Source organism: Nitrosospira sp. Nsp11, assembly GCF_900142705.1.
Taxonomy (GTDB): Bacteria; Pseudomonadota; Gammaproteobacteria; order Burkholderiales; family Nitrosomonadaceae; genus Nitrosospira.
This window is the reverse complement of record NZ_FRBV01000015.1, coordinates 1-23,339: the sequence shown is the minus strand read 5'-3', so window position 1 is coordinate 23,339 and position 23,339 is coordinate 1. Positions and strand designations below refer to the sequence as shown.

The following is a 23,339-nucleotide window of genomic DNA, read 5'->3' as shown; positions in this document are numbered from 1 at the left end:
GAACCTCAGATTTGTTTGGACCAAGCGAAGTCACTGACGTAAATGCCCAGCGGGTTGTTGCGGATCTGCTCTTCGCTGATGTCCGGCGCAGGCTCGGTCACGTACATCGACACCAGTGCGCGCATGCGGTAAGGCGGCACTTTCACGAATCCCTGACGGTCGCGCACGGTTTCCATCCAGTCCACCTGCCAGGTTTGTGGCGTCTGCTCGATCACGGATACGATCTCGGTGCTGACCGTTTCCTTTTCAGCTCGCTTGAATGGGTTTACTTCCGGCCTGCCATTCAGGAACTCGTTCATCTTGGCCGTGGCGGGATCGTTTGCGAAAAGCATGGAATAGGCCGTAAGGATCGCCTTGCGCTGCAATGCGACATCGGGCGTCACCATTCTGGCGGACTGAATGAAGTTCGCCATGGCCGCATGGATCACGCGCGGATCGACGCCTTTGGCCCGATCCACCGGCGACACGGCAATGGTCTGCCCCAGCTTGTCCACCTCCACGACGTAAGGAATGAACTTCGACTGGCTGCCGATATAGATCATACCGCCCACGGCTGCGAGCGCAATCAGCAGGCAAAGGATGCCCAGCGTCTGCCAGGCTTTGCGCGAAGCGGCCTGATCGCCCACGTGGTCGTTCCAGGTGCGCCTTGCGGAAAGATACGGATTGGCGCCCTCCCCTGCCCGCCTTCCATCCGGCATCGCGCAGGACACTTCCCGCTCGTCCCCTTGAGTCCGGCGCTTGAAAAGCGATCTTAAGATTGTAGTTACGTGCTCCATGCTTGTACTCATGCCGCCACTCCATAGTCGTTAAGGTCCAGTCCGCGCATAGCCAGCCATTCGTGCACCCAGGCATCCCCATGCCGGGCTTCCAAGGCTTTGATTTGTGCAATGGATTCCTTGTCGGTGCTGCCGGCAAAGGCCAGCGCCAGCGGACCCAGCGCCAATTCGAACAGGCGCCGCCCCTGCTCCGATACGTAGTAATACTGCTGCTTCTGCACGGCGGTCGCGAGGATCTCGATCTGCCGAGTGTTGAGCCCCATGCGCCGGTACAGTGCCGCCGTGTCCTCGTCCCGCGCATACACATTGGGGAGGAAGATCTTGGTGGCGGTCGATTCGACGATCACATCCAAGATTCCCGAATTGGCCGCGTCCGTCAGGCTTTGCGTTGCCATGATCACCATGCAGTTGGCCTTGCGCAGCACCTTGAGCCATTCGCGGATCTGCTCGCGGAATACCGGGTGGCCCAGCATCACCCAGGCTTCATCCAGGATGATCGCGGCGGGCTGGCCCTTCAGTGAACGCTCGATGCGCCGGAAGAGATAAAGCAGAACGGGGAGCGCATACTTGTCCCCCAAATTCATCAATTCCTCGATCTCGAATACCGTGAAATCGGCAAGGGAGAGGCCATCCACGTCGGCGTCGAGCAGATAGCCCATGCCGCCCTCGACCGTATAAATCTTCAAGGCTTCGCGCACTGCCGCATCCTGGATGGTGGTGTAGAAATCCGACAGCGTTCTGGCGTGGTTCTCGTGCATGTTGAGTATCGCCAGGGATATTTCGTTACGCTGGTTCGGCGTGGTTTTGAGTCCGTTCAACGCCAGGAGCGCATCGATCCATTCCATTGCCCAGGCGCGGTCGGCTTTCGATTCCAGAAACTGCAAGGGGCAGAATGACAGCTTCTCCTCGTCGGCGGCGACAGTGAAATGCCGGGCTCCCGAGGCTTTTGCGAGCGGGTACATCGACATCCCTTTATCGAAGGCGAATAGCGACATGCCCCTATATCGGCGAAGTTGCGCTGCCAGGACAGCAAGCAGGGTGGATTTGCCCGATCCGGTCGGGCCGAGGATAAAGGCATGGCCAACGTCGCGTACATGCAGATTCAATAGAAAAGCGGTTGCCCCTTGCGTGATGCAGTGCATGAGCGCGGGGGCGTTGGCCGGATACATCGGGCAAGGTGCCCTGTCTTGTCCGGTCCAGATGGTGGAGGTCGGCAGCAGGCCGGCAAGATTCATGGTGTTCATCAGAGGCCGGCGCACATTCTCCACGCCGTGCCCCGGCAGGCTGCCCAGGTACGCTTCCATCGTGTTCAAGGTCTCGATGCGGGCGGTGAAACCAAGGGCGTTGATGGTTTTTTCCAGCGAGCGGGCCGACGCTTCCAGGCTGGAGCGGTTCTCGTCCATCAGCACCACGACACTGGTGTAATAACCTTGCGCCACCAGGCCGCTGCTGACCTCTGCGATGGCGGCCTCCGCATCGCTTACCATCGACATGGCATCCTGATCCACGCCGCCGACCTGGGTGTTGAATACCTGGTCGAAGAAGCCGCGTATTTTTTGACGCCACTTCTTGCGGTAAGTGTGCAAATGGGCCACTGCCTCATGCTGGTCAATGAAGATGAAGCGGGAGGACCACCGGTACTCGCCCGGCAGCTCGGCCAGGGCACTCAGGATTCCCGGGCAGGATTCCATTGGAAACCCCTCAATGGCAACCACTTGAATATACTTGCGCCCTATTTGAGGCAGCGTGCCGCTCCACAATTCCTGCCCCCCTATCAGCATGTCCAGATACATGGGGTTGGCCGGGAGCTGTACCGGATGATGAAGGCCGGTTGCGCAAAATTGCAGCCAGCTCAGGAAATCGTCATGCGTTGTTTCCCTGCCGTCTTCGGCCATGACGCGCCGGCCGCGCAGCCGCTCCAGTTTGAGCGCGGCCGACAGGTGCGATTCCAGCGCCGCGCACTCCCTCCTGAACTGATCGATGAGCGCGCGCGTGTGCGCATGCTCGTCCGGCACGGCGGCCTGGTCGTCGTCGAACATCAGCTCGACAAACTTGCGCTGCACCAGCAGCGGCGGCAACCAGGTCAGGGTCAGCACGAAATAACCCTTGTACATGGTGCCAATGCGCTCGAACAACCGGCGCCGTTCTTCGTCCATCGCCGCGGTCACTGTATCGGGGAAATACGATAGTCCCCGGTCGGGGTAGTGCGGCGCGGGGCGCCTCACCGCATCCACATGAATCATCCAGCCATTGCCGAGCGCGGATAGCGCCTGGTTGATGCGATACGACACCAAATTGCGTTGCTCGTCGGACGCACTGGCGTTGTCATCGCCCTGATACGCCCATGCCGCCATAAAGGAACCGTCCTTGCCGACGATGACGCCATCCTCCACCATGGCCGCATAAATCAGGAGATCGGCAAACCCCGGCTCCTGGCTGCGGTGTTTTTTAAGAGCACGTGCGGCTCTCATCGGTACCGGAGCCTCTGGTTGTGCGTGTTCTGTCGGAAAGGCGTGGCTCTGGCCGGGTAGTATTTTTTGTAGCGCAATATGAGTCGAAACCAGACCGGGAGCAGCATGGGGTCGTGTTTTGCCGCCATGCGCAGCACGAACAGGGCGGTGAACCACAGCAGCAGGCCGTAGGCAGTGGAGTACAGGGTTTGGGCGGAAAATATCAGCGCGGCAGCTGCAACGCCCGATATCATCAAAGCCTTGCGGTCGCCCCCCATGAAAAGGTTATGGCGGTTGCCGATACGGCGTATGGGTATTCTGCTAAGCGCCATGACTACCCCTCCCCTCTTTCCTGGCTGAACCCATTGAGTGCGATTTCCGCGCCTCGCCCGAAGAAGTTGCTCATCATGTTTTGCGCACCGACCAGCAGTGACATGACCAGCACGAGAAAAACCAATGTCCTAAAGAATCCGCTCAAGTCGTTTCCCATCACCAGTATGCTGCCTGCCACCACAATCCCCACTATCGAAAATGTAAAGGCGACCGGCCCGGTAACGGAATTTCGTAGATTGACCAACCAGCTCTCATACGGCAGCGTGCCCCCTACCCCCTCGGATGCCGCGGCGTATTCAGGCAGGAGCATCCATAACGCCATGAGCACCAGCCAGAAAACGAACCACACATCAGGCCCGGGCCCACGGCGTAACTGCAATGCTTCTCTAAACATGAATCACTCCCTGAATGTTTGTGTTAAATAACGGCCGTTCTCGTAACCTTTTACTTCGATGATTTCTTCCACCCGGCGGCCTTCTGGTGTCCTGGCGATATGCACGATGAGATGCACGGCATCTCCGATCAACGGCTCGATGGGCTTGGGAGAATCGGGGTGCATGCTGATGAGCATGGCCAGCCGGGACAGGCCCGCCCTGGCATCGTTGGCGTGCAAGGTGGCGACTCCGCCTTCATGGCCGGTATTCCAGGCCATCAGTAGATCGAGGGCTTCCGGGCCGCGCACTTCGCCGACAATGATGCGGTCGGGACGCATACGCAGTGTGGTGCGCAGGAGTTGCGTCATGCTGACTTCCGCTGAGGTGTGGTACTGGATGTAGTTTTTGGCGGAACACTGGATCTCGCCAGTGTCCTCGATGATGACGAGCCGAACATCAGGATCGATCGTCACGATATGTTCGATCACGGCGTTGACCAATGTGGTCTTGCCCGAACCGGTACCGCCGATCACGAGAATGTCTCGGCGGCGTGCAACCGCATCCTGGATACAGGCGCTTTGCGCGGCCGTCATGATTCCCTTTACCACGTAGTCTTGCAGGGTAAACACGGATACGGCTTTTTTGCGGATGGCAAAAACGACTTCGGAAACAACGGGCGGGATCTGGCCGGCAAAGCGCGAGCCGTCCAGGGGAAACTCACATTCTATGGTGGGATTGCTTCGGGTAAGTTCGCGCCCGTGATAGCCGGCTACGGTCTTGACGATTCCCCTAGCCTTGGCAGCATGCATCGTACCGATGCAGCGCATGGACTCACCCAAGCGTTCCTGCCACAACTTGCCGTCTGCATTAAGCATGATCTCTATGGTTCTCGGATCATGCAGTACGCCGGTTAAATCGGCTCCAAGCTCACGTTCCAACTTTTTTCGGGCGCGGTCCCGAAGGGAGGACTGCTCTTCGGTTTCTTGCATTAAATTTCCAGTTCAATAGTTATGCCGCCTTCAGGTCCGAAGGAACATTATACCGAATATCTTTTTAATGCAATACTATTTAATTGTTATGTTATTTATACCCTACCGTAAATAATCGTGGAACTACCCATGAATTAAGTGAAATCATGGTTTACTGGATTTTTTCTTAGCACTGATTTCAAGCAATTTTTTACGATTTACCTCATCCTGTTTTTTTGCAACAAATGCTTCAAAGGCAGTAAGTATCAAAGTTACACGTTCATAATTATCAGGAAGGCTCGTTAGGGCCTTATCACCTGCTAATCTATCTAATGTTTCCCTTCCTAAATCCGTTGCTTCGAGCAAAACTGGCAAGGCTGTGTCCAAGGCTTCTGCTATAGCCCCCATTGTTCGTAAGGAAGGATTTCCCTTGCCTCTGGATAAATCCGAGATAAGAGATGCAGATACGCCAGAAAGCTCAGACAATTGCTCTCTTGTCATTCCACGTTCGCCGAGTATGCGGAGAACGTTGGTGAAAAATAACTCGTTGTATAAGTGAGACTGTGACATAAATAGATACTGTTTAAATTAAGCGGCTTAATATTATTGTTGTTCAGCTAGGGTTGTTAACCCTAGCTGAAGCTTATGATTTAGTTTGTTGTTATGTCAACTTGTCCTTACTTAATATTGATTCTATCAGTTTGATCTCTTGAATTAATATTTACTGGGAGTTGTGCGTCACTGGCTTTTGCGTTTGACTTTTGAATTTATAAGAGAAATGGTCTTTGAGATATGCAATGGAAAGAGGTTTAATAGATTCTCGAACCCATGCTAGGAACGGCTCAGGATTTAAGGCAATTACGGCCGCGTGGGATAATTGCCTTATCGGGCGATTGAGGGGTGCTTCTACAGCACCTATACAGATTGCCGTAAAAGTAATATTACAGAAATAGGTATAAGTATATTTATCCTTTTCCGTATTTCTGTAAAAGTAATTCTCTCACTTCTTTTACCATATTAGTGCCTCGCATTGCACATTGCGCTTTGATAGACCGGTGCAAGCTTACAGGGATATCTATTGTCAGGCGCTTGATAGGTTCAGTAGTTTCTTCTATCTCATTGACGCTACTTTCCACCCAGGCATCAGCAGAAATCGGTTCCTGCTTTTTGCTTGGTCTGGTTCCAAGCGTAACTTTCTTTCCAGTCATCGTAAAAACTCCTTCAAGATTTCATCTTTAAGCAATTCAATCTCAACCGCAGCCGGGCCTTCCTCATCAATCTCGTACACAGCCTTTCCTTGTGCTGCTGACTCCGCAAATATAATTCGTTGCACCACGGCAGATGACAAGACAGGAATCGAATAAGCAGCCAAGGCTTCAACAGAGTCTCGGCCAATAGCTGTATTTGTAATTTTACGATTTATTACAAAATATGATAATAGTGTTTCTTTAAATACTCGCGCGTCCTCAATCAGCTTAACTACCTCGTCAGCAGCCCAAATATCATAAGGACTAGGTTGGACTGGAATTAGAATCATGTCGGCAGCCATGATTGCCGAGCGTGCTAGTTCGGTCACTCTTGGTGGGCCGTCAATAACAACGTGGTCATATCCGCTACTGAGTTGCTTAATCTCCTTGTGTATCGTTGGCCGGGGTAATCCGACGACGGAAAACAATTGGCTTTCTTTCCGGGCTGCCGCCCAATCTAGAGAACTTCCTTGAGGGTCAGCATCAATCAACAAAACACGCTCGCCAGAACGAGACAGGCTGGCGGCGATGTTAACGCTCAAAGTGGTTTTTCCTACCCCACCTTTTTGATTCAAAAGCCCGATAATCATTTGTTTACCTTATGTAATATATTACATATGCTATAATACAGAAACACAGAAATAAAGCAACGTGCAATTCAATGCATTATTTAGATACGATATATCAGTTTCTGAACGATTTTAAATAGATGACTTAGGGAATTACCTAAAGGGAACTGCTATGGCAACGATTCTTGAATTTCCCCGTCAAAATCGGAATGACAAACCGCCCGCAAAGGCGCTGGGTGTACGCATGGTCTCTATGATGGTAAGTGCCATATGGACGCTTACCGTGATGTTTTGGCCGATTTTACGTTGGGTTTTGGCTCTTGATGTAACCGCTCATTTATTTCGGGTGCTCATTGCTTTCGCCGATAAAGGCGCCTATTTCGACTGGACGTTAGCAACACATTTTCTTGTATTTACTGCTTTGATGTATTTCGTTGGATGCTATCGGCCATGATAAGATTAAGCGGCTTAATTCGGCTTGTCGCACACTTCATTTGTTCAATACTGGGAATCGCAAAATGGCCGTTCAACGTCCAATAGAATTGCCCATCTCCTTGATAGACGAGGACCCATTTCAACCTAGAACTGAATTTGATCAGGATTTACTAAACGAGATGGCCAAAACCATTCGCTCTCGTGGGGTAAAAAATCCTATTTCAGTTCATAAGCATCCTACAGAGCCTGGCCGATATGTCATTAATGACGGAGCCAGACGATATCGCGCTTCAATCCTGGCCGGAAAAAAGACAATTAGAGCCTTTGTTGATAGCGATTTCACAAAGATTGACCAAATAATTGTCAACGCACACCATCAGACTTTCTCGGCTCGCGAATGGGCAGCAATAATTCAAAAAGAGCAGCAAAGAGGCAAGAAAAATCACGAGATTGCCGACCAGTTAGGGAAATCCCGTGTTTTTGTCACACATCATACAAAACTGCTTGCTTTGCCCGGATCACTTGAAGATGTTTTTAATTCTGGCCGCTGCACCAATGCCACGGCGCTTTATGAATTGTCAGGTTTGTGGGCAAACGACAGCAAGGCTGTCGAAGAGTGGTTGGCGGATGAAACACGCGACATTACGAGAGGGACTGTAAAGGAGTTGCGCATATTTCTTGATGCTAAATCTCATAGGTCTAATAGAAAGCCGCCGGAATTTACTGTTGAGGATGAGTTAACTTTCTCGGATAATAATAATTTTCGTTCAGATCCCGCCGTTAACGAAGGAGAGAGGCCGGGATTAAAAGAACCCGAGTCAACTGTAAAGCGTAAGCTCAAGGTATTGGTTAAGCATGGCGGAAGGGCTGCTAGGCCAATATTTAATCGCTCACTAACTGAAGCGGGATTGGCCTGGTTTAAATATGAAGATAATGGCGTTGAATTTGAAAGCCGATTAGATGAGATTCAAGAAGTTACGTTAGTCGCCGACTAAAGAAAGGAAAGTCTTAATGAAACAGCGGGTACTTGTCATGAATGGTCAACGCCTTCTAGAAACTGAAAAGAAAGGGCAGTGGGAAGTGACCAAGGTCGAAAGGGCTGGTAACCTGAAGCCTGGCCTTTACGACCTGTACCTGGCCGATCCAGTGGATAAGGCGCAGAAATATGCGGGCATGATTATTCACACGGATAAAGAATATGTTTACCAACAGCAGGGCGAAGAGGTGGTGCGGCATTCTCGTTCAGATTTTGACACCGCACCTGAAATTGGCGCGCTTAAAAGCATCTCCTACGATGCCCAGAACCGAGCCCAGGTGAATACGGCTACGGTTTCGCTGAGTCGTGGCATGACGCGATAGCGCGACCTCTAGTGAGAAAGTGCCGTCCATAGCACGATGGCCGAAGCAGCAAGCGTCAGCATGGATGCAAAGAGATTAAGATTGGCGCTGCGCTGATGTTTGTTTAGATCCAGCGTTAATGCTTTCAGTGCCATTTCGGTCTCCACGCGCACTGAGGCAGTTATAATCTCGCGCGTGGCATCAAGCGTTGACCGCATGGCCTGATCCCCTTGGGCCTTCCAAAGCCCCATGTGCTCTTCAATGTCCTTTTGGCACTCTTTCAACATTGCTTGCTGAATACGCGCGCCTGATCGCATCAGATGCTGATTGATCGTATACACCATCAGAATGGGATCGTTCGGGTCCAAGGCGATTCCATGCTTGCTTGCAACCTCTTCAATTATTTGAAGCACGGAATCTTCGCCTTGGTTCATGCAAGCACCGCCGACTGATCAAGACGGTTGAACAGATTGTCCCGCACGATTTTCAACCGCTGACGGGTCATAATCGACAGAGAACTCATGGCCAGCGCTTCATCAAAAGTCAGTTTTTTCTGAAGCATGTCGCTTAAATCGCGGCCATAAGTTTGCTCCTTCAGCGGCGGAATCTGAACGATGGACGATACGCGATGTTTGTTGTCCTTGTAAGCCTTGAGCTCGGTAAAACCCTTTCCCTCATGCTCGATCTGGCCCCAAAAGGGATTCAACCAGACTACAAAACGGGTACTCCCGTCCGGAAATTGTGTGACGAGCTGGGCAAAGCCACTCAAAGTATCAAGCAGGGCCTGCCCGCCCGTCACAAGTGTGTGCACCACCAACTCATGCCCCATTTCCTGTAGCAGCGCGGGCACGTGATTACTCAAGAGGTAGTGTGCTAGCGGCACAAAGGAGCTTGCGCCGTTGTCGATGATGACGTCCTCTTGTGAAGGCGCAATCAGTTCTATCAAGGCATCGAAATTGCGAGGATTGATTTCGTCTCCATCCATGATCTGCAGTCGCTGCGCCTTCAACGCCTTGTAACCGTGGAACGTCGCATTAATTGGATCGGTATCGATGCAAAGCGGGTTGCGCCCCTTGAGCATCATGTACTGAGTAAGCAGTGCGGCAGCGAATGACTTGCCCACCCCGCCTTTTCCCTGCAAAACCATATGTATGCTGGACATTAAAGTAAATCCTCCTGTTTGGGGGTTGAATCGAAATTAAAGCCGCCTGTAACGGTGGGCGCTAGTTTGGTGACTTGGGTAGATGCGGATTTCAGTAATGCAGCCTGTTCCGTTGTGCTACTTCGGTTTCGTATCCAACGGTGAACCTGCCGATTAAACGTCACGTAACAAACTGTGATTCTCCTTTCCGTATATAACGTTTGCCATATATGCATTACAGACCAACCCTCGGCCAGTGAGTGTTTTATTTGCTCACGTTGCGAGAGAAAAGCCGCATAACTCCTGGCACGGCGCGTAGCTTTCTTTTTCCTGGATCTCGCCATGATCCTTTCAGATAAGTTTTTTGGCATAAACGTTGTTATGGAAAATATTGTTATTGAAGAATATATACATATTATATCGTTTGCACAACAACATATTATCTGTTAAGTTGCATACTTTATCGAAGAAAGTCCGGGCAGGATATGTGAAGTAGGCCTACCCGCGAGCGGGTATTCCTCTTCACAACTTGCCTATTCGCACTATGTGCTCAACGGAATCCTGCTCTGCGAGGCAGATGGCTACCGCCATCAATTAGAGAAAACATGAATAATCATGTTAAGGAAACGCGGAAAGGCTGTACGCCTTTGAAGGTGTATTGCCTTTCAGAAGAAAAAGAACAGATCAAGCGCCAGGCCGACGCAGCCGGCATGTCGGTGGCGGCTTATTTACGCGCCCTGGGACTCGGCTACGAGATCCAGGGCATCCTGGATTACCAAAGCGTGGACGACTTGGCGAGAGTAAATGCAGACCTGGGCCGCTTGGGTGGATTGCTGAAGCTTTGGCTGACGAATGATGAGCGCATCATGAAATTTGGCCCAGTGCGGGTTCGTGCAATCGTTTTGCACGTGCTGGCCAAGATCGGACGCAATCAAGACGAGCTGCGGAAGATCATCGGCATGATCGTTCCTTGAATCTTTCAAACGGTCACTTTCAAAACCTATGATCGCCAAGCAAATTTCAATGCGAGTCGCCAAAAGAAGCAATTTTGGCGAGCTGGTCCAGTACATCGCAAACTCACAGAACAAACACGAGCGTGTTGAGCAAATTACCGTCACCAATTGTTATCAGCCGGAATATATCGTGGCCGCCAAAGAAATAATGGCGGTTCAGCAACGGAACACGCGCGCCGGATCGGATAAAACCTACCACCTGATAATTTCATTTCCGGCAGGCGAGAGGCCGACAAACGACACCCTGAGAGAAATCGAATCGAAAGTGTGCGCGTCAATAGGTTTTGCCGAACATCAACGGATAAGCGCCGTGCATACCGATACAGACCATTTGCACATGCACATCGCCATCAACAAGATTCATCCACACCGCTTAACGATCCATAACCCGTATTGCGACCACAAAGTTCTTGGAACGATTTGCGAAAGCCTGGAAGTCGAATACGGACTGGCCCGGGATAATCATCAAGCCGTCAACCGAGGGAAACAAAGCCTGGCGCTGAGCATGGAGTCGGCAGGCGGTGTCGAGAGCTTGCTGGGATGGATCAGGCGAGAGTGCCTTGCCGAGATCCGGGCCGCCGGGAGTTGGCAAGAATTTCACGAGGCGCTACAGCACAACGGGCTTGGGATTAACGAAAAAGGCAATGGATTCGTTATCACGGACGGCGAACGGGAAGTCAAGCCAAGTTCCGTTGCTCGCGACCTGTCAAGGCCGCAGCTAGAAAAGAAGTTTGGCGCCTTCGTGCAATCCTCAACGATCAACCGCCAGCCTGAAAAAGCCTACCAGCCGAAGCCAATGGCATCCAGGCAGGACACAACGGTGCTCTATGAGGATTACAAGCTGGCTCAAAGCCGGGTTGCCGGGTTGAAATCCCAGAGAATAGGGGAGGCGAGAGACAAAAAAAACGCGCTCATAGAGGCAGCCAAAAGCGAGGCGCGGCAAAAACGCACCGCGATCAAACAGTTTACGCAAGGCGTACTCAACAGAAAGGTGCTCTACCAACTCACCAGTAAATCCCTCAGGGACAAAATACAGACCGTCAATCAGCAGTACCGCGCCGAGTCCAAGGTGATAAGGGCTGGCAGCCAGCGGTCGAGCTGGCTCGATTGGCTGCAAAAAAGGGCGGTAGAGGGGGATGTGCAGGCATTGAGCGCATTGCGCGCCCGCGCAGGCAACCACAGCCTTGCCAACAACAACGGCTTTACCGACAGAACCGGCGATGGCGGGAAACCGGTAGTAGGCTTGAAGCCCGACAGCATCACCAAACGCGGGACAATCATCTATCGGGCGGGCGCATCAGCGGTAAGGGACGAGGGTCACCAAATCAAGGTATCGAAAGTCATTACGCAGCAAGCGCTGGCGCTTTCCCTGAATCTTGCCATGCGCCGTTTCGGGCCGACGGTCAAGGTGAATGGCACGGCCGATTTCAAGGAACGGGTCGTACAGCTTGCCGCATCCGAAAAACTGCCGGTGACGTTCGAGAATCCGGCTTTGGAACAGCGGCGCAAATCTCTAGTATCCGAATTGAAGACCCAGGAGAAAAAACATGAATCAGACCACCGGAATCGATTTGCAGGGGGATTTCACAGACTTGGTAGAAGAAGCCGAATTGAACAACGCGTATATGGAGAACCACGAAAGTCCAACGTTGCAAGAGTTGGAACCCGACCGCCGCCCCAGGCAAAGAACCGCCTGCGAGACTTGCGTGAACTCGGTCTGGTTCGTAACGCCTTCGGAAGTAAGCTGCTACTGCCGGGTAATGTATTTGGTAACGTGGAGCAGCAGTCAGCCCAGGCAGTTAATGGCTTGCGACGGGAAATATCTGAATCAGGAAGAATGATGCCAAATCCTGGCGAGGCGGCCGCCCGCCAGTACATTGCAGAACGAGAGAAAAAAAGGACCCTTATTAAGGATATCCCCCGGCACACCCTTTGGACCGGGGAGAGCGGGCAAGCAGAGTACGCCGGATGGCGCGAGAAAGACGGTAAGCCGCTGGTGCTTCTGAAACAGGAGGAATCGGAAATAATCGTACTCCCCGTCAACACAGAAACCTTAAAGCATGCAAAGTACTTGAAGATAGGAGATCAAGTGAATTTCGATTCCGATGGAAGCGTTCAAAAAACAGGGCTTAGTTTATGAAACCCAATGCTTTCGGACCCCAAACTCGGGGCGCGCCACGGGCACATCGCTCCACGTTGATTCCGATACTGGGCGTATGCGTGATGCTGGCAGGTTTATCCGCTGCCACCCAATATTTTGCATACACCTTCGAATATCACGCCTCCTTGGGTTGGCATATCGGTTTTGTTTATCCTCCCTGGACGATTCTTCAATGGCTTGGTAAATGGGGCTCCTACTATCCAGATCAATTTTTGAACGCAGGCAACGTGGGCGTTATGACGACAGCAGCAGGATTGCTTTGTCTGCTGGGCATCAAGAACACAATGGCGCAGTCCGCGAAAAACAATCTTTTTCCCCACGGTTCAGCGCGTTGGGCCGATCGAAAAGATATTGAAGCAGCGGGGTTGATGCCGACGAGAATTTCTTTGTTCCAGAGAATACTAGGCAAGCCCGCTCCTTTATCCGCTGGCGTTTACGTGGGCGCCTGGGAGGATAAAAAAGGCCGCACGTACTACTTGCGCCACAATGGGCCGGAGCATGTTCTGTGCTACGCGCCCACTCGTTCGGGCAAGGGGGTCGGGTTAATTGTGCCTACCCTGCTTTCCTGGCCGGACAGTGCGGTGATTACGGATCTGAAGGGAGAGCTTTGGGCGCTAACCTCCGGTTGGCGTCAACGGCAAGCCAATAACAAGGTGCTGCGGTTCGAGCCGGCCGCACCCAGCGGCGGCGTGCACTGGAATCCATTGGAGGAAATCCGGCTTGGGACGGAGCACGAAGTCGGCGATGTACAGAACTTGGCCACTCTAATTGTTGATCCAGACGGAAAGGGTTTGGAGACTCATTGGCAAAAATCTGGTCAGGCTTTGCTAGTGGGCGTAATCCTGCATGCTCTGTATGAGGCGCGCGCCAAGCTTTCCGCTGTGCCGTCCTTATACGATATCGACATGCTTTTTAGCAATCCAGATCGAGGCGTTAAAGAACTATGGCTGGAAATGAACCAGACCAAACCAGATCGTGGAATTAACTACCGCCTGATTGCTTCTGGGGGCCGGGACATGATTGATCGGCCAGTAGACGAACGAGGTTCGGTTCTATCCACAGTCAAGTCCTATCTGTCATTGTACCGAGATCCGGTAGTTCGAGAAAATATCAGCGATTCGCATTTTCGTATCAGGGACTTGATGCACCATGATAATCCGGTCAGCCTCTATATCGTAACCAGCCCCGATGACAAATCCCGCTTACGACCGCTTGTGCGAATTATGATGAACATGATTGTGCGCTTGCTGGCCGGCAAGATGCATTTTGAAAGTGGACGGCCCAAGGCCCACTACAAGCACCGACTGCTAGCTATGCTGGACGAGTTTCCGAGCATGGGGAAACTCGAAATCCTGCATGAATCGCTGGCATATCTTGCCGGTTACGGTATCAAATGTTACTTGGTTTGCCAAGATATCAGTCAGTTGAAAGCTGAGTCCACAGGCTATGGCCCGGATGAGTCCATTACCTCGAATTGCCATATCCAGACTGCTTTTCCCCCTAACCGCGTGGAAACCGCCGAACATTTGTCAAAACTTGCCGGGGAAACAACCGTCACCAAGGAGCAGGTTTCAAAAGGTAGCAAGCATTCTTCCCGCATCACGACTATGCATGAGATACAACGCTCTCTGCTTACAGTGGATGAGTGCTTGCGAATGCCAGGGCCAATCAAAAGTTTCAAGGACGGCCAGGATGTTATTGAAAAACCGGGCGATATGATCGTCTATGCGGCTGGGTTCCCGGCCATCTATGGCAAGCAGCCGCTTTACTTTCAGGAGCCCATATTCCAGGCACGCGCGGAGATTCCCGCGCCCGCCCAAAGTGACCGGTTGATATAGCTTGAAAACGCTGGCGTTGATTAGCCGCTGGTGCGCAGTTGGCGGCGCGGTTTTTCTGGTACTCGGAATGCTCTGTTTTACCGCAGGGGGGCGATTCAACAGCACTCGCAGCATTCCAATCGGGCTTTACTGGATAACCGATGAGCCAGTGACAAAAGAGGCTTACGTGATTTTCTGTCCGCCTGTCTCGTCCCTGTTCGACGAGGCCAGGGATCGAGGGTATATCTCAGCGGGATTTTGTCCTGGCGACTACGGCTTCATGATGAAACGGGTGCTGGCGGCAGGCAATGATTGCATCGACATGACAGGGGAGGGCGTCAGGGTGAACGGGCAGCTCCTGGACGCAAGCAAGGCAATGAAGGCAGATAGCGCCGGCAGAGTGATGCCGCACTATTCAGCAAGCGGTTATACGTTGAGGAATAGGGAAATGCTGCTTATGTCGGATGTGAGCGCCACGTCTTTTGACGGACGCTATTTCGGTCCAGTGGATGTGTCGCAGATTCGGGGCGTGATTCGGCCAGTTTTAACCTGGTGAATCAAGCTGTGGAGAACACTCACTAACACGTTTCAGATTAGGGAAGGAATGTAAAAGTATGTATATATATAGGTATATATATACATACTTATGCTCAAACTACCGCTTTAGTCCATATCTCGACAGGGCTTGATGTTACTATTTCAAGGTAGGTATATATGTATATATATACCTACCAAAGATTGCTGAGCGTCAGTCGATGACCATAACATTGATAGAAATATATAGGGATACTCATGATTTTCGCATGCGTGAACACCAAGGGCGGCGTTGGCAAAACCACGACCGCCGTGCACCTGGCAGTAATGCTTACTCGCCAGGGCAGAACTCTCTTGATCGACGGCGACCCACAGGCATCGGCGGCAAGCTGGGCTGCGTGGCGTCGTGAGTCGCAATACGAACCCTCACCGACAACGACCTGTCTTGCAGGCAAGGCGATCCTGACGGAAGGCAAACAGTTGGCCAAGGGCTTCGAGCACGTTGTTGTCGATGCTGGTGGTCGTGATTCGGTTGGGCTACGCTCCGCGCTGCTGTTGGCTCAGCGTGCCGTGATTCCAATTGGTGCATCCAACCTGGATGCAGCCGCCATGACCGACTTACTTGAAGTCGTCGAGCTGGCCCGGGACTACAACCCTGAATTGGACGTGCGTGTGCTGTTGACACGTGTCGATCCTCGCACCAAAGATGCTGCTGAAATGCTGGAGTTTCTGGCCGAGCAACAGCTAATCGTATTACCTACACAAGTTTGCGAACGAGTGGCGTTCCGGCGTGCGATCGGTGAAGGCGCGAGTGTTCAAGAACTGAACCGCGATCAAGCGGCTATCGCCGAGATGGAAGCCTTCTTCAAGGAAGTCATGGTATGAAAATGAAAAGTAAGCCGAACACGGCGCAATTCAAGGGACTCAAAGACCCCGACGCTTTCCTAGAAGGAGCAGAGGCCGACAGGACTGAAAAACCGTTATCTGCGTCTGCAGTCGTGACTACCGCAATCCCACTTGAAGTCGAAGAAGAGCCTCGCCGCCGCCGTGGGCGAGTACAAAAAATTTTTAATTTCTCGGAAGATCTGGCGGATCGGCTGCGTGATGCGGCTATGAGCCGCAGCAGGGAAACCGGCACTCGGGTCACTGAGAAGGACATCGTAGTCGAGGCCTTGGAAGCTCATCTCAAGATATAGATAGGTATATATATACATATATACCTATCTATATATATACCGATATCCAAATATGGATGGGTTTTTTTAATTTAAATGACTGCGAGATATAGAAACGGTCGCAACTAATTATGATATTGTTGCGATAGGCCACAAAATAAGGTATAAAAAGCGATGTTAACAACGACTGCTCATGTGGTCACGCCAAAAGTTTTTAAAGAACTTATCGCGGCAGGACTGGTTACATCTGCCCGTGTGGAATCCGGTGACAAAGGCTTGGTGACCGTCGTACGTGTCGGGATGAATGAGCGCATCCTGGGCGCTGCCCGTGGCGGTGTTAGGTACTTCCAAAGCCTTGATGGCGCTGCAAGTGCCCTGCAAAGCTACGGAATCATGCGATTTGAGGTAGATATCGCGCATTGGGTACCCAAGACGGCAGTACGAGGCTACAAAAGCTCACCGGCTGCAGAAGCCGAATCGGAAGTGTGAAGATAAAAAAGGAGGGGGCTGACAGACAGCGAGAAATTACGGACGATCAATAACGACAAAGCCCGCCTTGGCGGGCGGGCTTTGAAGAAAAACTGGGCAGGGTGTCCAGACAAGCACAAAGGTTTGTTTAGCCGACAAAACTTTGTGTAACACAATATAAAGCGTTCGTGCTTTTATTGTACTTGTCTTAAACCCTGCACGCAAGTGCGCGCACGTCTTTTAAATGGCGAGCGGTAAGGGGACTATGGCAGGTACGACACAAGTAGACGGAAAGCAAGAGGATCGTTTCTTCCAGTCCGGCACCGCGCTCAATCGCGTGCTGACAGAAGCGCCTTACCTGCCGCGTTGCTCCGACGACAAGACGGCCACGCGTGTCCGGCCGCGCGAGTACGCCATTCGTTATCCCTACATGCAGGTCAATCGGCCCGGTTTCGTGAGCTGGTTGATCTTCGACCTTGACCACAACAGGGCAATGATTTGGGAAGATGCTGGCCTTCCTGCTCCCAACCTGATCGTGCGCAACCGCACTTCAGGCCACAGCCACCTGTATTACGCCATCTCTCCGGTCTGCACCACCGAAAACGCCCGTAGCAAGCCCATTGCATTCATGAAAGCCGTCTATGAGGCTTTCGCTGCCCGGCTCGATGCCGACACCGACTTCCACAGCGGCCCAGTAGCCAAGACACCTGGCCATCCATGGTGGCTCACACATGAACTGCATAGCCACGTCTATGAGCTTGGAAAGCTGGCCGACTACGTGGATCTGGCCGTGGCCAGCCCTTGGGGCAGGGGACCGCAGCTCGAGGAAGTGAGCCATTCCCGACACTGCATCCTGTTTGAGCATCTACGGTACTACGCCTATTCAATTGTGAGCCGCGAGCGCGAGCGCGGCTCGTTCTCGACCTTCACCCGCCTGCTGGAAGCCTACGCCCACAACAGCAATAGCTTTCACAAGCTAGGCTTCATGGAAAACCTTGCTCAATCGTCGATCAACGCAACCGTGAAGTCGGTTGCCAGGTGGACGTGGAATCGCTATACGGGCTGTGGCCGGTGCCACCGTGGCGTGATGGCGCTTGACAAGGCGTTGCCGCTACAGGAGCGACAACGCCTTGCCGCGGCACGCACGCACGATGTGCGCAACAAGGCAACCGAGTCTAGGGTACGCGCCGCATATCACCTCCTACAGCAGAAGGGCGAAGCCCTCACGCAAGCTGCTATCGGCCGTGTGGCGGGCCTCACAAGACAAACAGTGGCCGCCTACAAACATGTACTCAATGATGTGATCAAGCCGGCCGCTGTCGTAGTCCTGGGGGGGTCTTCTGCCAAAGCCGGCAATGTTAAATATGGTGTAAATCAGGTAACTGCGGCGTCCCGGGAGAGGGGTGAAGCGGAGGCGACTTCGCTGTGCTCGGACTTATTCCCTGGCGGACTGAGAATATTGCCTGTGCTCGATGGGTGAGCGCTCGGTTTTGGGTCTGAGTAGCCCGGCGTTTTTTAAACGCGAGTAGCCCGGAGCGCAGCGACTAATTAGTGTCTATCGCGCTTAAAAGTGTCAGTTTTGTTGCGTTACGTATGGAGGATATGAACAATGATTCGAAAATCTTTCGACAATGAAATGCTCGCTAGGGTTCGAGCTATGCCCCTATTGCTGGTACTTGATAAGCTGCGTGATGATGGCAAGCTGTTTTATCGTCGTGACCTAGATTTTGTTCCAGAGAAGGATCGGAAGACGATGCGTCTGTTTTTGTCATCTCCCTCGGGTTTCGCTTGGGAAGTTCTGGTCACGGATCTCAAGTGGTATGACGTTCGTGCAGGTAAGGGTGGAGGTGGTGGAATCGACCTCGTAATGCACTTGTTCGGCGTAGATTTCGTGGCGGCCGTCAAGCTGCTTTTGGTGAGTACACAGAATTCCGAAAAATCGTACGTTAAGGTTTTCCGAAGCTGCTGACGTGGATGTAGCCGATGCGTTGACCGTACGTGGTGCCCTCCTGAGCGTGATATGTCAGGAAGAAATCTATAACTGTAACGGCCTGCATTTCAAACTGGACCCACCAGCATTCAGCGGCTTTTTCGATCGAGAACAAACGGGGAATGAGGGTACCCTCATTCCCCGTTTGTTTAAATCTTAATTAGAAACCATATCAATATGATTAGGTGCACTAATAAGATTTCCGGTATGTAAACAAACATACGGTTCTCCTTATTGAGAACACACCAGGCAAATGTTGTTATTCTTAGATAATGGATATCACTCCATTGACATTATTGTCCCTATGCAGGATTATAGGGGTCTGGACTTACCCCGCAAATAACCTCCACTTACCCAAGTGTGTTGTTTGTTAGTCAAATGTAGGAAAAGGTCTTCTACACCTTCCCTACCCCTTACTCCAAATGCCCCGCTATTAGCGTAGTGGGGCATTTTGCTTCCGGACATGATAACTTCCTCGTCCGTCCGTTCGGTTACTCCTGTGTTTAATTCAATTCAGCTATTTAGATGATTCCGTCAACTTCGACGTTCTTCTATTCTAAACCAGTTCGAAACTATATATTGTGGTTCACGATAACCCGTTCACTACCAATCCGCATGATGTAGGTTTTTCTCCTGTCTATTTATGACAATAGAGTTTTAATGTTTGACGCTTTCTTATGCTGAAGTGGGGTTTTAGAGCTCATTATCTCTGTAACAATCTGATTCATAATTAATAATAACAAATATTACCAAATGTACTCTAACCTTGATTAGCACTATTCTGTAATATATGACATATGGATAATAGCAGTTCCGTTCAATAACTTATCCTAGTCCAATTATGGGTTTAAGGTTTGGGTTCACGATTTATTGTGCAAGAGTGAGGTTTTAAGAGGAGAAACCTACCGCATATTCTGATTTTAACAATCATTTTGTTGTTTTTAACCTGGGGTAGGCAAATCCTGCTCACATACTGTCAGCGGGTCGGGCTCTACGTGCTACGCACGCCGGGCCTTTGGTCCCGGCCATTCGGTAACGATCCCTTTTGCAAATTCCTATCTAGCAGCGTCGCCCGTTCCGGGCCACGCCGGTAATAAAAACCCCCCACGCAGGCGCTTCGCGCTCCGCTTCATTCGCTCTCACTCATTCGTCCGCTCATCACCTGCAATCGCTTCGCCCAGGGGTTCACCAAGCACTAAAACCCTAGCCAAGCCGCGTTCCATGGCAAGGGTGTGCTTCGCCTTCCCTTCACTTCGTTCATTCCAGCCCTTGCCATCTCACTCATTCGTCTTGCCTTCCCATCGTGCTTCAACGGCGAAACCCTCAGCGAAGCGATGTTTTACAGCAGTAAGCAGGTTGGCCGGGTCTGTTCGAGCAAACCAGTTCAAGACCTGGCTCACCCCTAACAAAACGATGATGGGAAGGGGAAAGAATCAATGGCAACGAATTATGCTGGATTGAACAAGCACCAAAAGGAGTTTGCGAGGCTGGTTGAGGAAAATAGCCACAGCCGTCACACATATACGGTTTTCAAGGATTTCTGCGAACTGGCGGCGCTGTCATTCAGCAATGCCGTTGACCGGGCACAGTACGAGGTACGGGAAGCACGCTATTTGCAGATCGTGAAAGGCTATAAGGCGGATGAGGTTGCGCGCTTCCCCCAAATGCTGGCTTGCCTGACGTTATCGCTGGAAAGCATGAGCGATTGCCTGGGAGAATTGTTCATGGCAATGGAACTTGGAAACAGCAGGGCAGGGCAGTTTTTCACGCCTTATCCCATATCTTTGCTGATGGCGAAAATAGGATGCAGCGACGCTAGCCGGATCTGCAAAGAGCGGGGATTCGTGCGCGTGATGGAACCGACTGTCGGTGCTGGTGGCATGGTGATTGCTACCGCGCACGCCCTTGCGGATGAAGAGATCAACTATCAACAGGCAATGCACGCAACTTGCATCGACATCGATGCGACCGCCGTGCACATGGCCTATATCCAATTAACGTTGTTGCACATTCCGGCGATCATCATCCACGGCAATGCCTTGAGCAGTGAACATTGGGGATATTGGCTGACTCCCGCGCATGTGCTTGGTTTCTGGAATACCAAACTCAAGCGGGACGAAAGCGCCAGGCAGGAGCAGGAAGAAAAAACGGATGCCGTGCTGGCTATGCCTGATGTTGTTTCCCAACAGGTGCGCGAGCTGGTGGCGGCGAAACAAAACAACCAACAATTAACCTTGTTTTGAGGCAAACCATTTGATAAAATAAGATAACGTAATAAAGTAATATTTTATCAAATAGGGGAGAATATGGGACGCAAAGCGCTTCACACGCAAGAGCAGATTTTCGAGGCAGCCGACCAGCTGGCCGCATCCAGAAAAGAAGTCACGCCGACAGCCTTGCGCGAAGCGCTGGGCGGCGGTAGCTTGACCACGATTTACCGACATCTTGAAGTTTGGGAAGAGACGCGCAAGACGCTGCCCGCGCCGGTCAGCATTCCGATGCCGGATGCTGTCAAGCTTGCTTTCGATCAGTCTTGGCAAGCTGCAGCTACCGAAGCCGGTAAGGAAATCGCTGCGATCCGTGAGAAGGCAGAGGCAGAAATTAAGGCGGCGAATCGCCGCCTGGAGGAAGCGGTTGCTGCGATTGGTCAACTTGAAAACGAGCAACAGGCTGACGCCGACCGCCTGGAAGCGCTGGAAACCATATTGGCGGGCGAGCGTGAAACTTCACATCAAGCCATGTCAGATGCCGCCGCTCGCCAGGCCGGGCTTGCGGCTACCGTGGACCAGATGCGCAATCAGATCGAGGGGTTGAAAGGTGATTTGTCGGCAGCCCGGCGCGAAGCCGAGGCTGAACGCAAGCGGTACGCGGTCGAAATTGACCATGTTCGCGGTCAACTCAGCCAAGCGCAGATCAAAATCGAGGAAATCAGCACACGCGAACGCGCAAAGATCGAGGAAGCAGCCAAGGCGAGAGCCGAGACCGCAGGGCTGATTGAAGCCCTGGCGGAACTGAAAAAACGCAGCGGCGAGATTGTCAATAAATTGACAACTAATAAACAGGCAATAGCGGCCGAGTTATCCGAGACACGGAAAGAGGCTCGCACGTTGAGCGAAAAATTAGGTAAGGCCAGCGGTACCGCAGACGCGTTGCGCGCCCAGGTTGCCGAACAGCAGGCAACTATCCGCGACTTGTCCGGACGACGCGAACCCGGAGGCGAGGGAACTAGCACAGGAGAAAAAAAGAAATGATAACGATCAATAACGACGGCCAGAAAATCATCTCGACTGACTACCGGGATTCAGAGCAACCCGCTCACGCTGTCAGCGGGGGTGGGCTCTACATGCTGCGCACCCCGGGCCTGTAGTCCCAGCCATTCGGTCACGATCCCGTTGCAATAGCTGGGTAGCGGCCTCGTCAATTCAGACCAGGCCGATTCAGAGCATGTTTTTGCATATGCGAAAATAGATCAATGAACAGATCCACCCCGAGAGCAGGATAGATATTCGCGCCCGCGAATATCTTGTTTCTTCCGCTTATCGCTGTCACAGGCCACGCCAGCCGCTGGCGGGTTCGCTTTGCCTGTCATGCCCTGTGATCCGCAAATTCTTGCGGCCGCAACGCGCTTGAACCCGAATCCCTGACGGCACAAGCCGAAAACTCACCCCGCAAGAATCCCCCCACAAAGCGCCCCCCAATCTCTGCGAGGGGGACTTGTGGGGGGATAAACGTTTCATGCGGGGCCAGATCATCGGCTTTGCATGTGTCTGCCTTCCAACCCCACCCATTCCCAACCCTTGCCCGTGAGGGCAGGGCTATCCCCACCACCGCCGCCCCAGGGCGGCCCGAGGAGAGTCCGAGCGAGAGGATCAGTTTTTAGCTTCTCTTTCTTAACCTCAATTTTTAGGGAGATTGCCATGTGTTTTTTACAGTCACTATTTCCATTTGGGCGGGTTGTTGCCACTCCGGGCGCGCTTGCTGCCGTGGGCATTTCACGCTTGATGCTGTGCTTAGGGCGTCACACGCGAGGCGATTGGGGCGTGGTATGCGAGGAAGATGCCGAAACCAATAACGCAGGTGTACGCACAGGGGGCCGCCTTATGTCCGCTTATCCGATTGACGAAACCAAGCCGTGTGAAGGTTTTGGCGACAACACCTTCTGGATCATCACGGAATGGGATCGCAACGTGACCACCTTCCTTTTGCCCAACGAATACTAGAACCCATGCCGGTGCGCCCGCACCGGCTCTTTCCCTTTACCATTCACTATTACCATAGGAAAAAATCATCATGGAAAACACCGACGCCATCCAAGACATTGAAACCAGCAACATTCAGCGCATCGCCATCAAGAATCTTGTTAAATCGCCCCTGAACGTGCGCAAGAAAGAGGGCAGCGGCATAGCGGAACTGGCCGCTTTGATAGCATCCCAAGGGCTGATACAAAATCTGGTCGTCACCGAGCAAAAGAAGAAAAACAAGAAAACCGGAAAATTTGAGGTTGTCGCCGGCGGGAGGCGGCTGGCCGCTCTGAATCTGCTGGTGGCCGA

Annotated in this window: 27 protein-coding genes; 16 read left to right on the top strand and 11 right to left on the bottom strand. The window is 52.1% G+C overall.

Translation table 11 applies throughout. The annotated features are described in order from the left end of the window. Window positions 1-5: 5 nt before the first annotated feature. The 8 genes from BUA28_RS13225 to parA all read right to left on the bottom strand — a co-directional run bounded on the left by BUA28_RS13225 (window position 6) and on the right by parA (window position 6,738). Entirely contained in the window at window positions 6-788 is a 783-nt protein-coding gene (locus BUA28_RS13225; protein ID WP_143148525.1) for a VirB8/TrbF family protein, read from the bottom strand. Further along, window positions 785-3,247 carry a VirB4 family type IV secretion/conjugal transfer ATPase gene (locus BUA28_RS13220; RefSeq protein ID WP_083570023.1) on the bottom strand — a complete coding sequence of 821 codons (2,463 nt, stop codon included), beginning with the start codon at window positions 3,245-3,247 and terminating at the stop codon, window positions 785-787. Before BUA28_RS13220 ends, BUA28_RS13225 begins: the two co-directional genes overlap by 4 nt. After that, window positions 3,244-3,558, bottom strand: a complete 315-nt coding sequence (locus tag BUA28_RS13215; protein WP_072768593.1) for a conjugal transfer protein TrbD — start codon at window positions 3,556-3,558, stop codon at window positions 3,244-3,246. Before BUA28_RS13215 ends, BUA28_RS13220 begins: the two co-directional genes overlap by 4 nt. Before the next feature lie 2 nt (window positions 3,559-3,560). After that, the gene (locus BUA28_RS13210) at window positions 3,561-3,881 is read right to left on the bottom strand and encodes a TrbC/VirB2 family protein (RefSeq protein WP_371915222.1); all 321 of its coding nucleotides are present in this window, start codon (window positions 3,879-3,881) and stop codon (window positions 3,561-3,563) included. Window positions 3,882-3,956: 75 nt separating this feature from the next. Beyond that, window positions 3,957-4,922: a P-type conjugative transfer ATPase TrbB gene (gene trbB, locus BUA28_RS13205; protein ID WP_072768591.1), complete on the bottom strand. Its 966-nt coding sequence runs from the start codon at window positions 4,920-4,922 to the stop codon at window positions 3,957-3,959. A 144-nt stretch (window positions 4,923-5,066) separates the two neighbouring features. Continuing rightward, window positions 5,067-5,471, bottom strand: coding sequence for a helix-turn-helix domain-containing protein (locus BUA28_RS13200; protein WP_072768590.1), 405 nt, complete (start codon window positions 5,469-5,471; stop codon window positions 5,067-5,069). Between the two features lie 395 nt (window positions 5,472-5,866). After that, window positions 5,867-6,109, bottom strand: coding sequence for a hypothetical protein (locus tag BUA28_RS13195; RefSeq protein WP_072768589.1), 243 nt, complete (start codon window positions 6,107-6,109; stop codon window positions 5,867-5,869). After that, window positions 6,106-6,738, bottom strand: coding sequence for a ParA family partition ATPase (parA, locus tag BUA28_RS13190; RefSeq protein ID WP_072768588.1), 633 nt, complete (start codon window positions 6,736-6,738; stop codon window positions 6,106-6,108). The genes BUA28_RS13195 and parA overlap by 4 nt, the downstream gene beginning before the upstream one ends. Window positions 6,739-6,889: 151 nt before the next feature. Between parA and kleE the strand changes: the two genes are divergently transcribed. The 3 genes from kleE to BUA28_RS13175 all read left to right on the top strand — a co-directional run bounded on the left by kleE (window position 6,890) and on the right by BUA28_RS13175 (window position 8,511). Then, entirely contained in the window at window positions 6,890-7,171 is a 282-nt protein-coding gene (kleE, locus tag BUA28_RS13185) for a KleE stable inheritance protein (protein WP_072768587.1), read from the top strand. Between the two features lie 64 nt (window positions 7,172-7,235). Then, entirely contained in the window at window positions 7,236-8,147 is a 912-nt protein-coding gene (locus tag BUA28_RS13180) for a ParB/RepB/Spo0J family partition protein (RefSeq protein ID WP_072768586.1), read from the top strand. A 16-nt stretch (window positions 8,148-8,163) separates the two neighbouring features. Beyond that, entirely contained in the window at window positions 8,164-8,511 is a 348-nt protein-coding gene (locus BUA28_RS13175) for a KfrB domain-containing protein (protein ID WP_072768585.1), read from the top strand. A gap of 8 nt (window positions 8,512-8,519) precedes the next feature. On the opposite strand, the gene BUA28_RS13170 is transcribed toward BUA28_RS13175, so the two are convergent. The 3 genes from BUA28_RS13170 to BUA28_RS16465 are packed head-to-tail and all read right to left on the bottom strand — an operon-like array spanning window position 8,520 to window position 10,002. After that, window positions 8,520-8,924 carry a hypothetical protein gene (locus BUA28_RS13170; RefSeq protein ID WP_072768584.1) on the bottom strand — a complete coding sequence of 135 codons (405 nt, stop codon included), beginning with the start codon at window positions 8,922-8,924 and terminating at the stop codon, window positions 8,520-8,522. Next, the gene (locus BUA28_RS13165) at window positions 8,921-9,652 is read right to left on the bottom strand and encodes a nucleotide-binding protein (protein WP_072768583.1); all 732 of its coding nucleotides are present in this window, start codon (window positions 9,650-9,652) and stop codon (window positions 8,921-8,923) included. Before BUA28_RS13165 ends, BUA28_RS13170 begins: the two co-directional genes overlap by 4 nt. Continuing rightward, complete coding sequence (locus tag BUA28_RS16465; RefSeq protein WP_371915221.1) at window positions 9,652-10,002, bottom strand: TraK family protein; 351 nt, start codon at window positions 10,000-10,002, stop codon at window positions 9,652-9,654. The genes BUA28_RS13165 and BUA28_RS16465 overlap by 1 nt, the downstream gene beginning before the upstream one ends. A gap of 234 nt (window positions 10,003-10,236) precedes the next feature. On the opposite strand from BUA28_RS16465, the gene traJ reads away from it, so the two are divergent. From traJ to BUA28_RS13090, 13 genes are all read left to right on the top strand, one after another. Next, a complete protein-coding gene (gene traJ, locus BUA28_RS13155; RefSeq protein ID WP_072768581.1) occupies window positions 10,237-10,605 on the top strand; it encodes a conjugal transfer transcriptional regulator TraJ in 369 nt (122 codons plus the stop codon). 28 nt (window positions 10,606-10,633) lie between these two features. Beyond that, window positions 10,634-12,784, top strand: coding sequence for a TraI/MobA(P) family conjugative relaxase (gene traI / locus BUA28_RS13150; protein ID WP_072768580.1), 2,151 nt, complete (start codon window positions 10,634-10,636; stop codon window positions 12,782-12,784). Then, entirely contained in the window at window positions 12,781-14,643 is a 1,863-nt protein-coding gene (locus tag BUA28_RS13145; protein WP_072768579.1) for a type IV secretory system conjugative DNA transfer family protein, read from the top strand. Before traI ends, BUA28_RS13145 begins: the two co-directional genes overlap by 4 nt. A gap of 1 nt (window position 14,644) precedes the next feature. Beyond that, window positions 14,645-15,178, top strand: coding sequence for a conjugative transfer signal peptidase TraF (traF, locus tag BUA28_RS13140; protein WP_072768578.1), 534 nt, complete (start codon window positions 14,645-14,647; stop codon window positions 15,176-15,178). 236 nt (window positions 15,179-15,414) lie between these two features. Further along, window positions 15,415-16,041, top strand: coding sequence for a ParA family protein (locus tag BUA28_RS13135; protein ID WP_072768577.1), 627 nt, complete (start codon window positions 15,415-15,417; stop codon window positions 16,039-16,041). Further along, window positions 16,038-16,352 (top strand): hypothetical protein, encoded by a 315-nt coding sequence (locus tag BUA28_RS13130; protein ID WP_072768576.1) that lies wholly within the window; start codon window positions 16,038-16,040, stop codon window positions 16,350-16,352. The genes BUA28_RS13135 and BUA28_RS13130 overlap by 4 nt, the downstream gene beginning before the upstream one ends. 153 nt (window positions 16,353-16,505) lie before the next feature. After that, window positions 16,506-16,820, top strand: a complete 315-nt coding sequence (parC, locus tag BUA28_RS13125; RefSeq protein WP_072768575.1) for a ParC family partition-associated protein — start codon at window positions 16,506-16,508, stop codon at window positions 16,818-16,820. A gap of 223 nt (window positions 16,821-17,043) precedes the next feature. After that, window positions 17,044-18,279 carry a replication initiation protein gene (locus BUA28_RS13120; RefSeq protein WP_256598324.1) on the top strand — a complete coding sequence of 412 codons (1,236 nt, stop codon included), beginning with the start codon at window positions 17,044-17,046 and terminating at the stop codon, window positions 18,277-18,279. A 129-nt stretch (window positions 18,280-18,408) separates the two neighbouring features. Further along, a complete protein-coding gene (locus tag BUA28_RS13115; RefSeq protein WP_072768573.1) occupies window positions 18,409-18,768 on the top strand; it encodes a hypothetical protein in 360 nt (119 codons plus the stop codon). A 1,457-nt stretch (window positions 18,769-20,225) separates the two neighbouring features. Further along, window positions 20,226-21,032, top strand: coding sequence for an N-6 DNA methylase (locus BUA28_RS13105; RefSeq protein WP_072768571.1), 807 nt, complete (start codon window positions 20,226-20,228; stop codon window positions 21,030-21,032). Between the two features lie 63 nt (window positions 21,033-21,095). After that, entirely contained in the window at window positions 21,096-22,040 is a 945-nt protein-coding gene (locus tag BUA28_RS13100) for a DNA-binding protein (protein WP_072768570.1), read from the top strand. Between the two features lie 666 nt (window positions 22,041-22,706). Then, entirely contained in the window at window positions 22,707-23,009 is a 303-nt protein-coding gene (locus tag BUA28_RS13095; RefSeq protein WP_072768569.1) for a type I restriction endonuclease subunit M, read from the top strand. A 70-nt stretch (window positions 23,010-23,079) separates the two neighbouring features. Beyond that, window positions 23,080-23,339: ParB N-terminal domain-containing protein (locus tag BUA28_RS13090; protein WP_178298051.1), on the top strand; the 260-nt coding region annotated here is incomplete at its 3' end.

Bases quoted from the DNA above. Each gene is read 5' to 3' on its own strand.
- BUA28_RS13105 (WP_072768571.1), top strand. From the start codon at position 20,226: ATGGCAACGAATTATGCTGGATTGAACAAGCACCAAAAGGAGTTTGCG.
- BUA28_RS13120 (WP_256598324.1), top strand. From the start codon at position 17,044: ATGGCGAGCGGTAAGGGGACTATGGCAGGTACGACACAAGTAGACGGA.
- BUA28_RS13130 (WP_072768576.1), top strand. From the start codon at position 16,038: ATGAAAATGAAAAGTAAGCCGAACACGGCGCAATTCAAGGGACTCAAA.
- BUA28_RS13145 (WP_072768579.1), top strand. From the start codon at position 12,781: ATGAAACCCAATGCTTTCGGACCCCAAACTCGGGGCGCGCCACGGGCA.
- BUA28_RS16465 (WP_371915221.1), bottom strand. From the start codon at position 10,002: ATGCCAAAAAACTTATCTGAAAGGATCATGGCGAGATCCAGGAAAAAG.
- traI (WP_072768580.1), top strand. From the start codon at position 10,634: ATGATCGCCAAGCAAATTTCAATGCGAGTCGCCAAAAGAAGCAATTTT.
- trbB (WP_072768591.1), bottom strand. From the start codon at position 4,922: ATGCAAGAAACCGAAGAGCAGTCCTCCCTTCGGGACCGCGCCCGAAAA.
- BUA28_RS13220 (WP_083570023.1), bottom strand. From the start codon at position 3,247: ATGAGAGCCGCACGTGCTCTTAAAAAACACCGCAGCCAGGAGCCGGGG.
- parC (WP_072768575.1), top strand. From the start codon at position 16,506: ATGTTAACAACGACTGCTCATGTGGTCACGCCAAAAGTTTTTAAAGAA.
- BUA28_RS13195 (WP_072768589.1), bottom strand. From the start codon at position 6,109: ATGACTGGAAAGAAAGTTACGCTTGGAACCAGACCAAGCAAAAAGCAG.
- BUA28_RS13100 (WP_072768570.1), top strand. From the start codon at position 21,096: ATGGGACGCAAAGCGCTTCACACGCAAGAGCAGATTTTCGAGGCAGCC.
- BUA28_RS13225 (WP_143148525.1), bottom strand. From the start codon at position 788: ATGAGTACAAGCATGGAGCACGTAACTACAATCTTAAGATCGCTTTTC.
- BUA28_RS13170 (WP_072768584.1), bottom strand. From the start codon at position 8,924: ATGAACCAAGGCGAAGATTCCGTGCTTCAAATAATTGAAGAGGTTGCA.
- traJ (WP_072768581.1), top strand. From the start codon at position 10,237: ATGAATAATCATGTTAAGGAAACGCGGAAAGGCTGTACGCCTTTGAAG.
- BUA28_RS13135 (WP_072768577.1), top strand. From the start codon at position 15,415: ATGATTTTCGCATGCGTGAACACCAAGGGCGGCGTTGGCAAAACCACG.
- BUA28_RS13095 (WP_072768569.1), top strand. From the start codon at position 22,707: ATGTGTTTTTTACAGTCACTATTTCCATTTGGGCGGGTTGTTGCCACT.
- BUA28_RS13210 (WP_371915222.1), bottom strand. From the start codon at position 3,881: ATGGCGTTATGGATGCTCCTGCCTGAATACGCCGCGGCATCCGAGGGG.
- BUA28_RS13200 (WP_072768590.1), bottom strand. From the start codon at position 5,471: ATGTCACAGTCTCACTTATACAACGAGTTATTTTTCACCAACGTTCTC.
- parA (WP_072768588.1), bottom strand. From the start codon at position 6,738: ATGATTATCGGGCTTTTGAATCAAAAAGGTGGGGTAGGAAAAACCACT.
- BUA28_RS13215 (WP_072768593.1), bottom strand. From the start codon at position 3,558: ATGGCGCTTAGCAGAATACCCATACGCCGTATCGGCAACCGCCATAAC.
- BUA28_RS13115 (WP_072768573.1), top strand. From the start codon at position 18,409: ATGATTCGAAAATCTTTCGACAATGAAATGCTCGCTAGGGTTCGAGCT.
- kleE (WP_072768587.1), top strand. From the start codon at position 6,890: ATGGCAACGATTCTTGAATTTCCCCGTCAAAATCGGAATGACAAACCG.
- BUA28_RS13165 (WP_072768583.1), bottom strand. From the start codon at position 9,652: ATGTCCAGCATACATATGGTTTTGCAGGGAAAAGGCGGGGTGGGCAAG.
- BUA28_RS13175 (WP_072768585.1), top strand. From the start codon at position 8,164: ATGAAACAGCGGGTACTTGTCATGAATGGTCAACGCCTTCTAGAAACT.
- BUA28_RS13180 (WP_072768586.1), top strand. From the start codon at position 7,236: ATGGCCGTTCAACGTCCAATAGAATTGCCCATCTCCTTGATAGACGAG.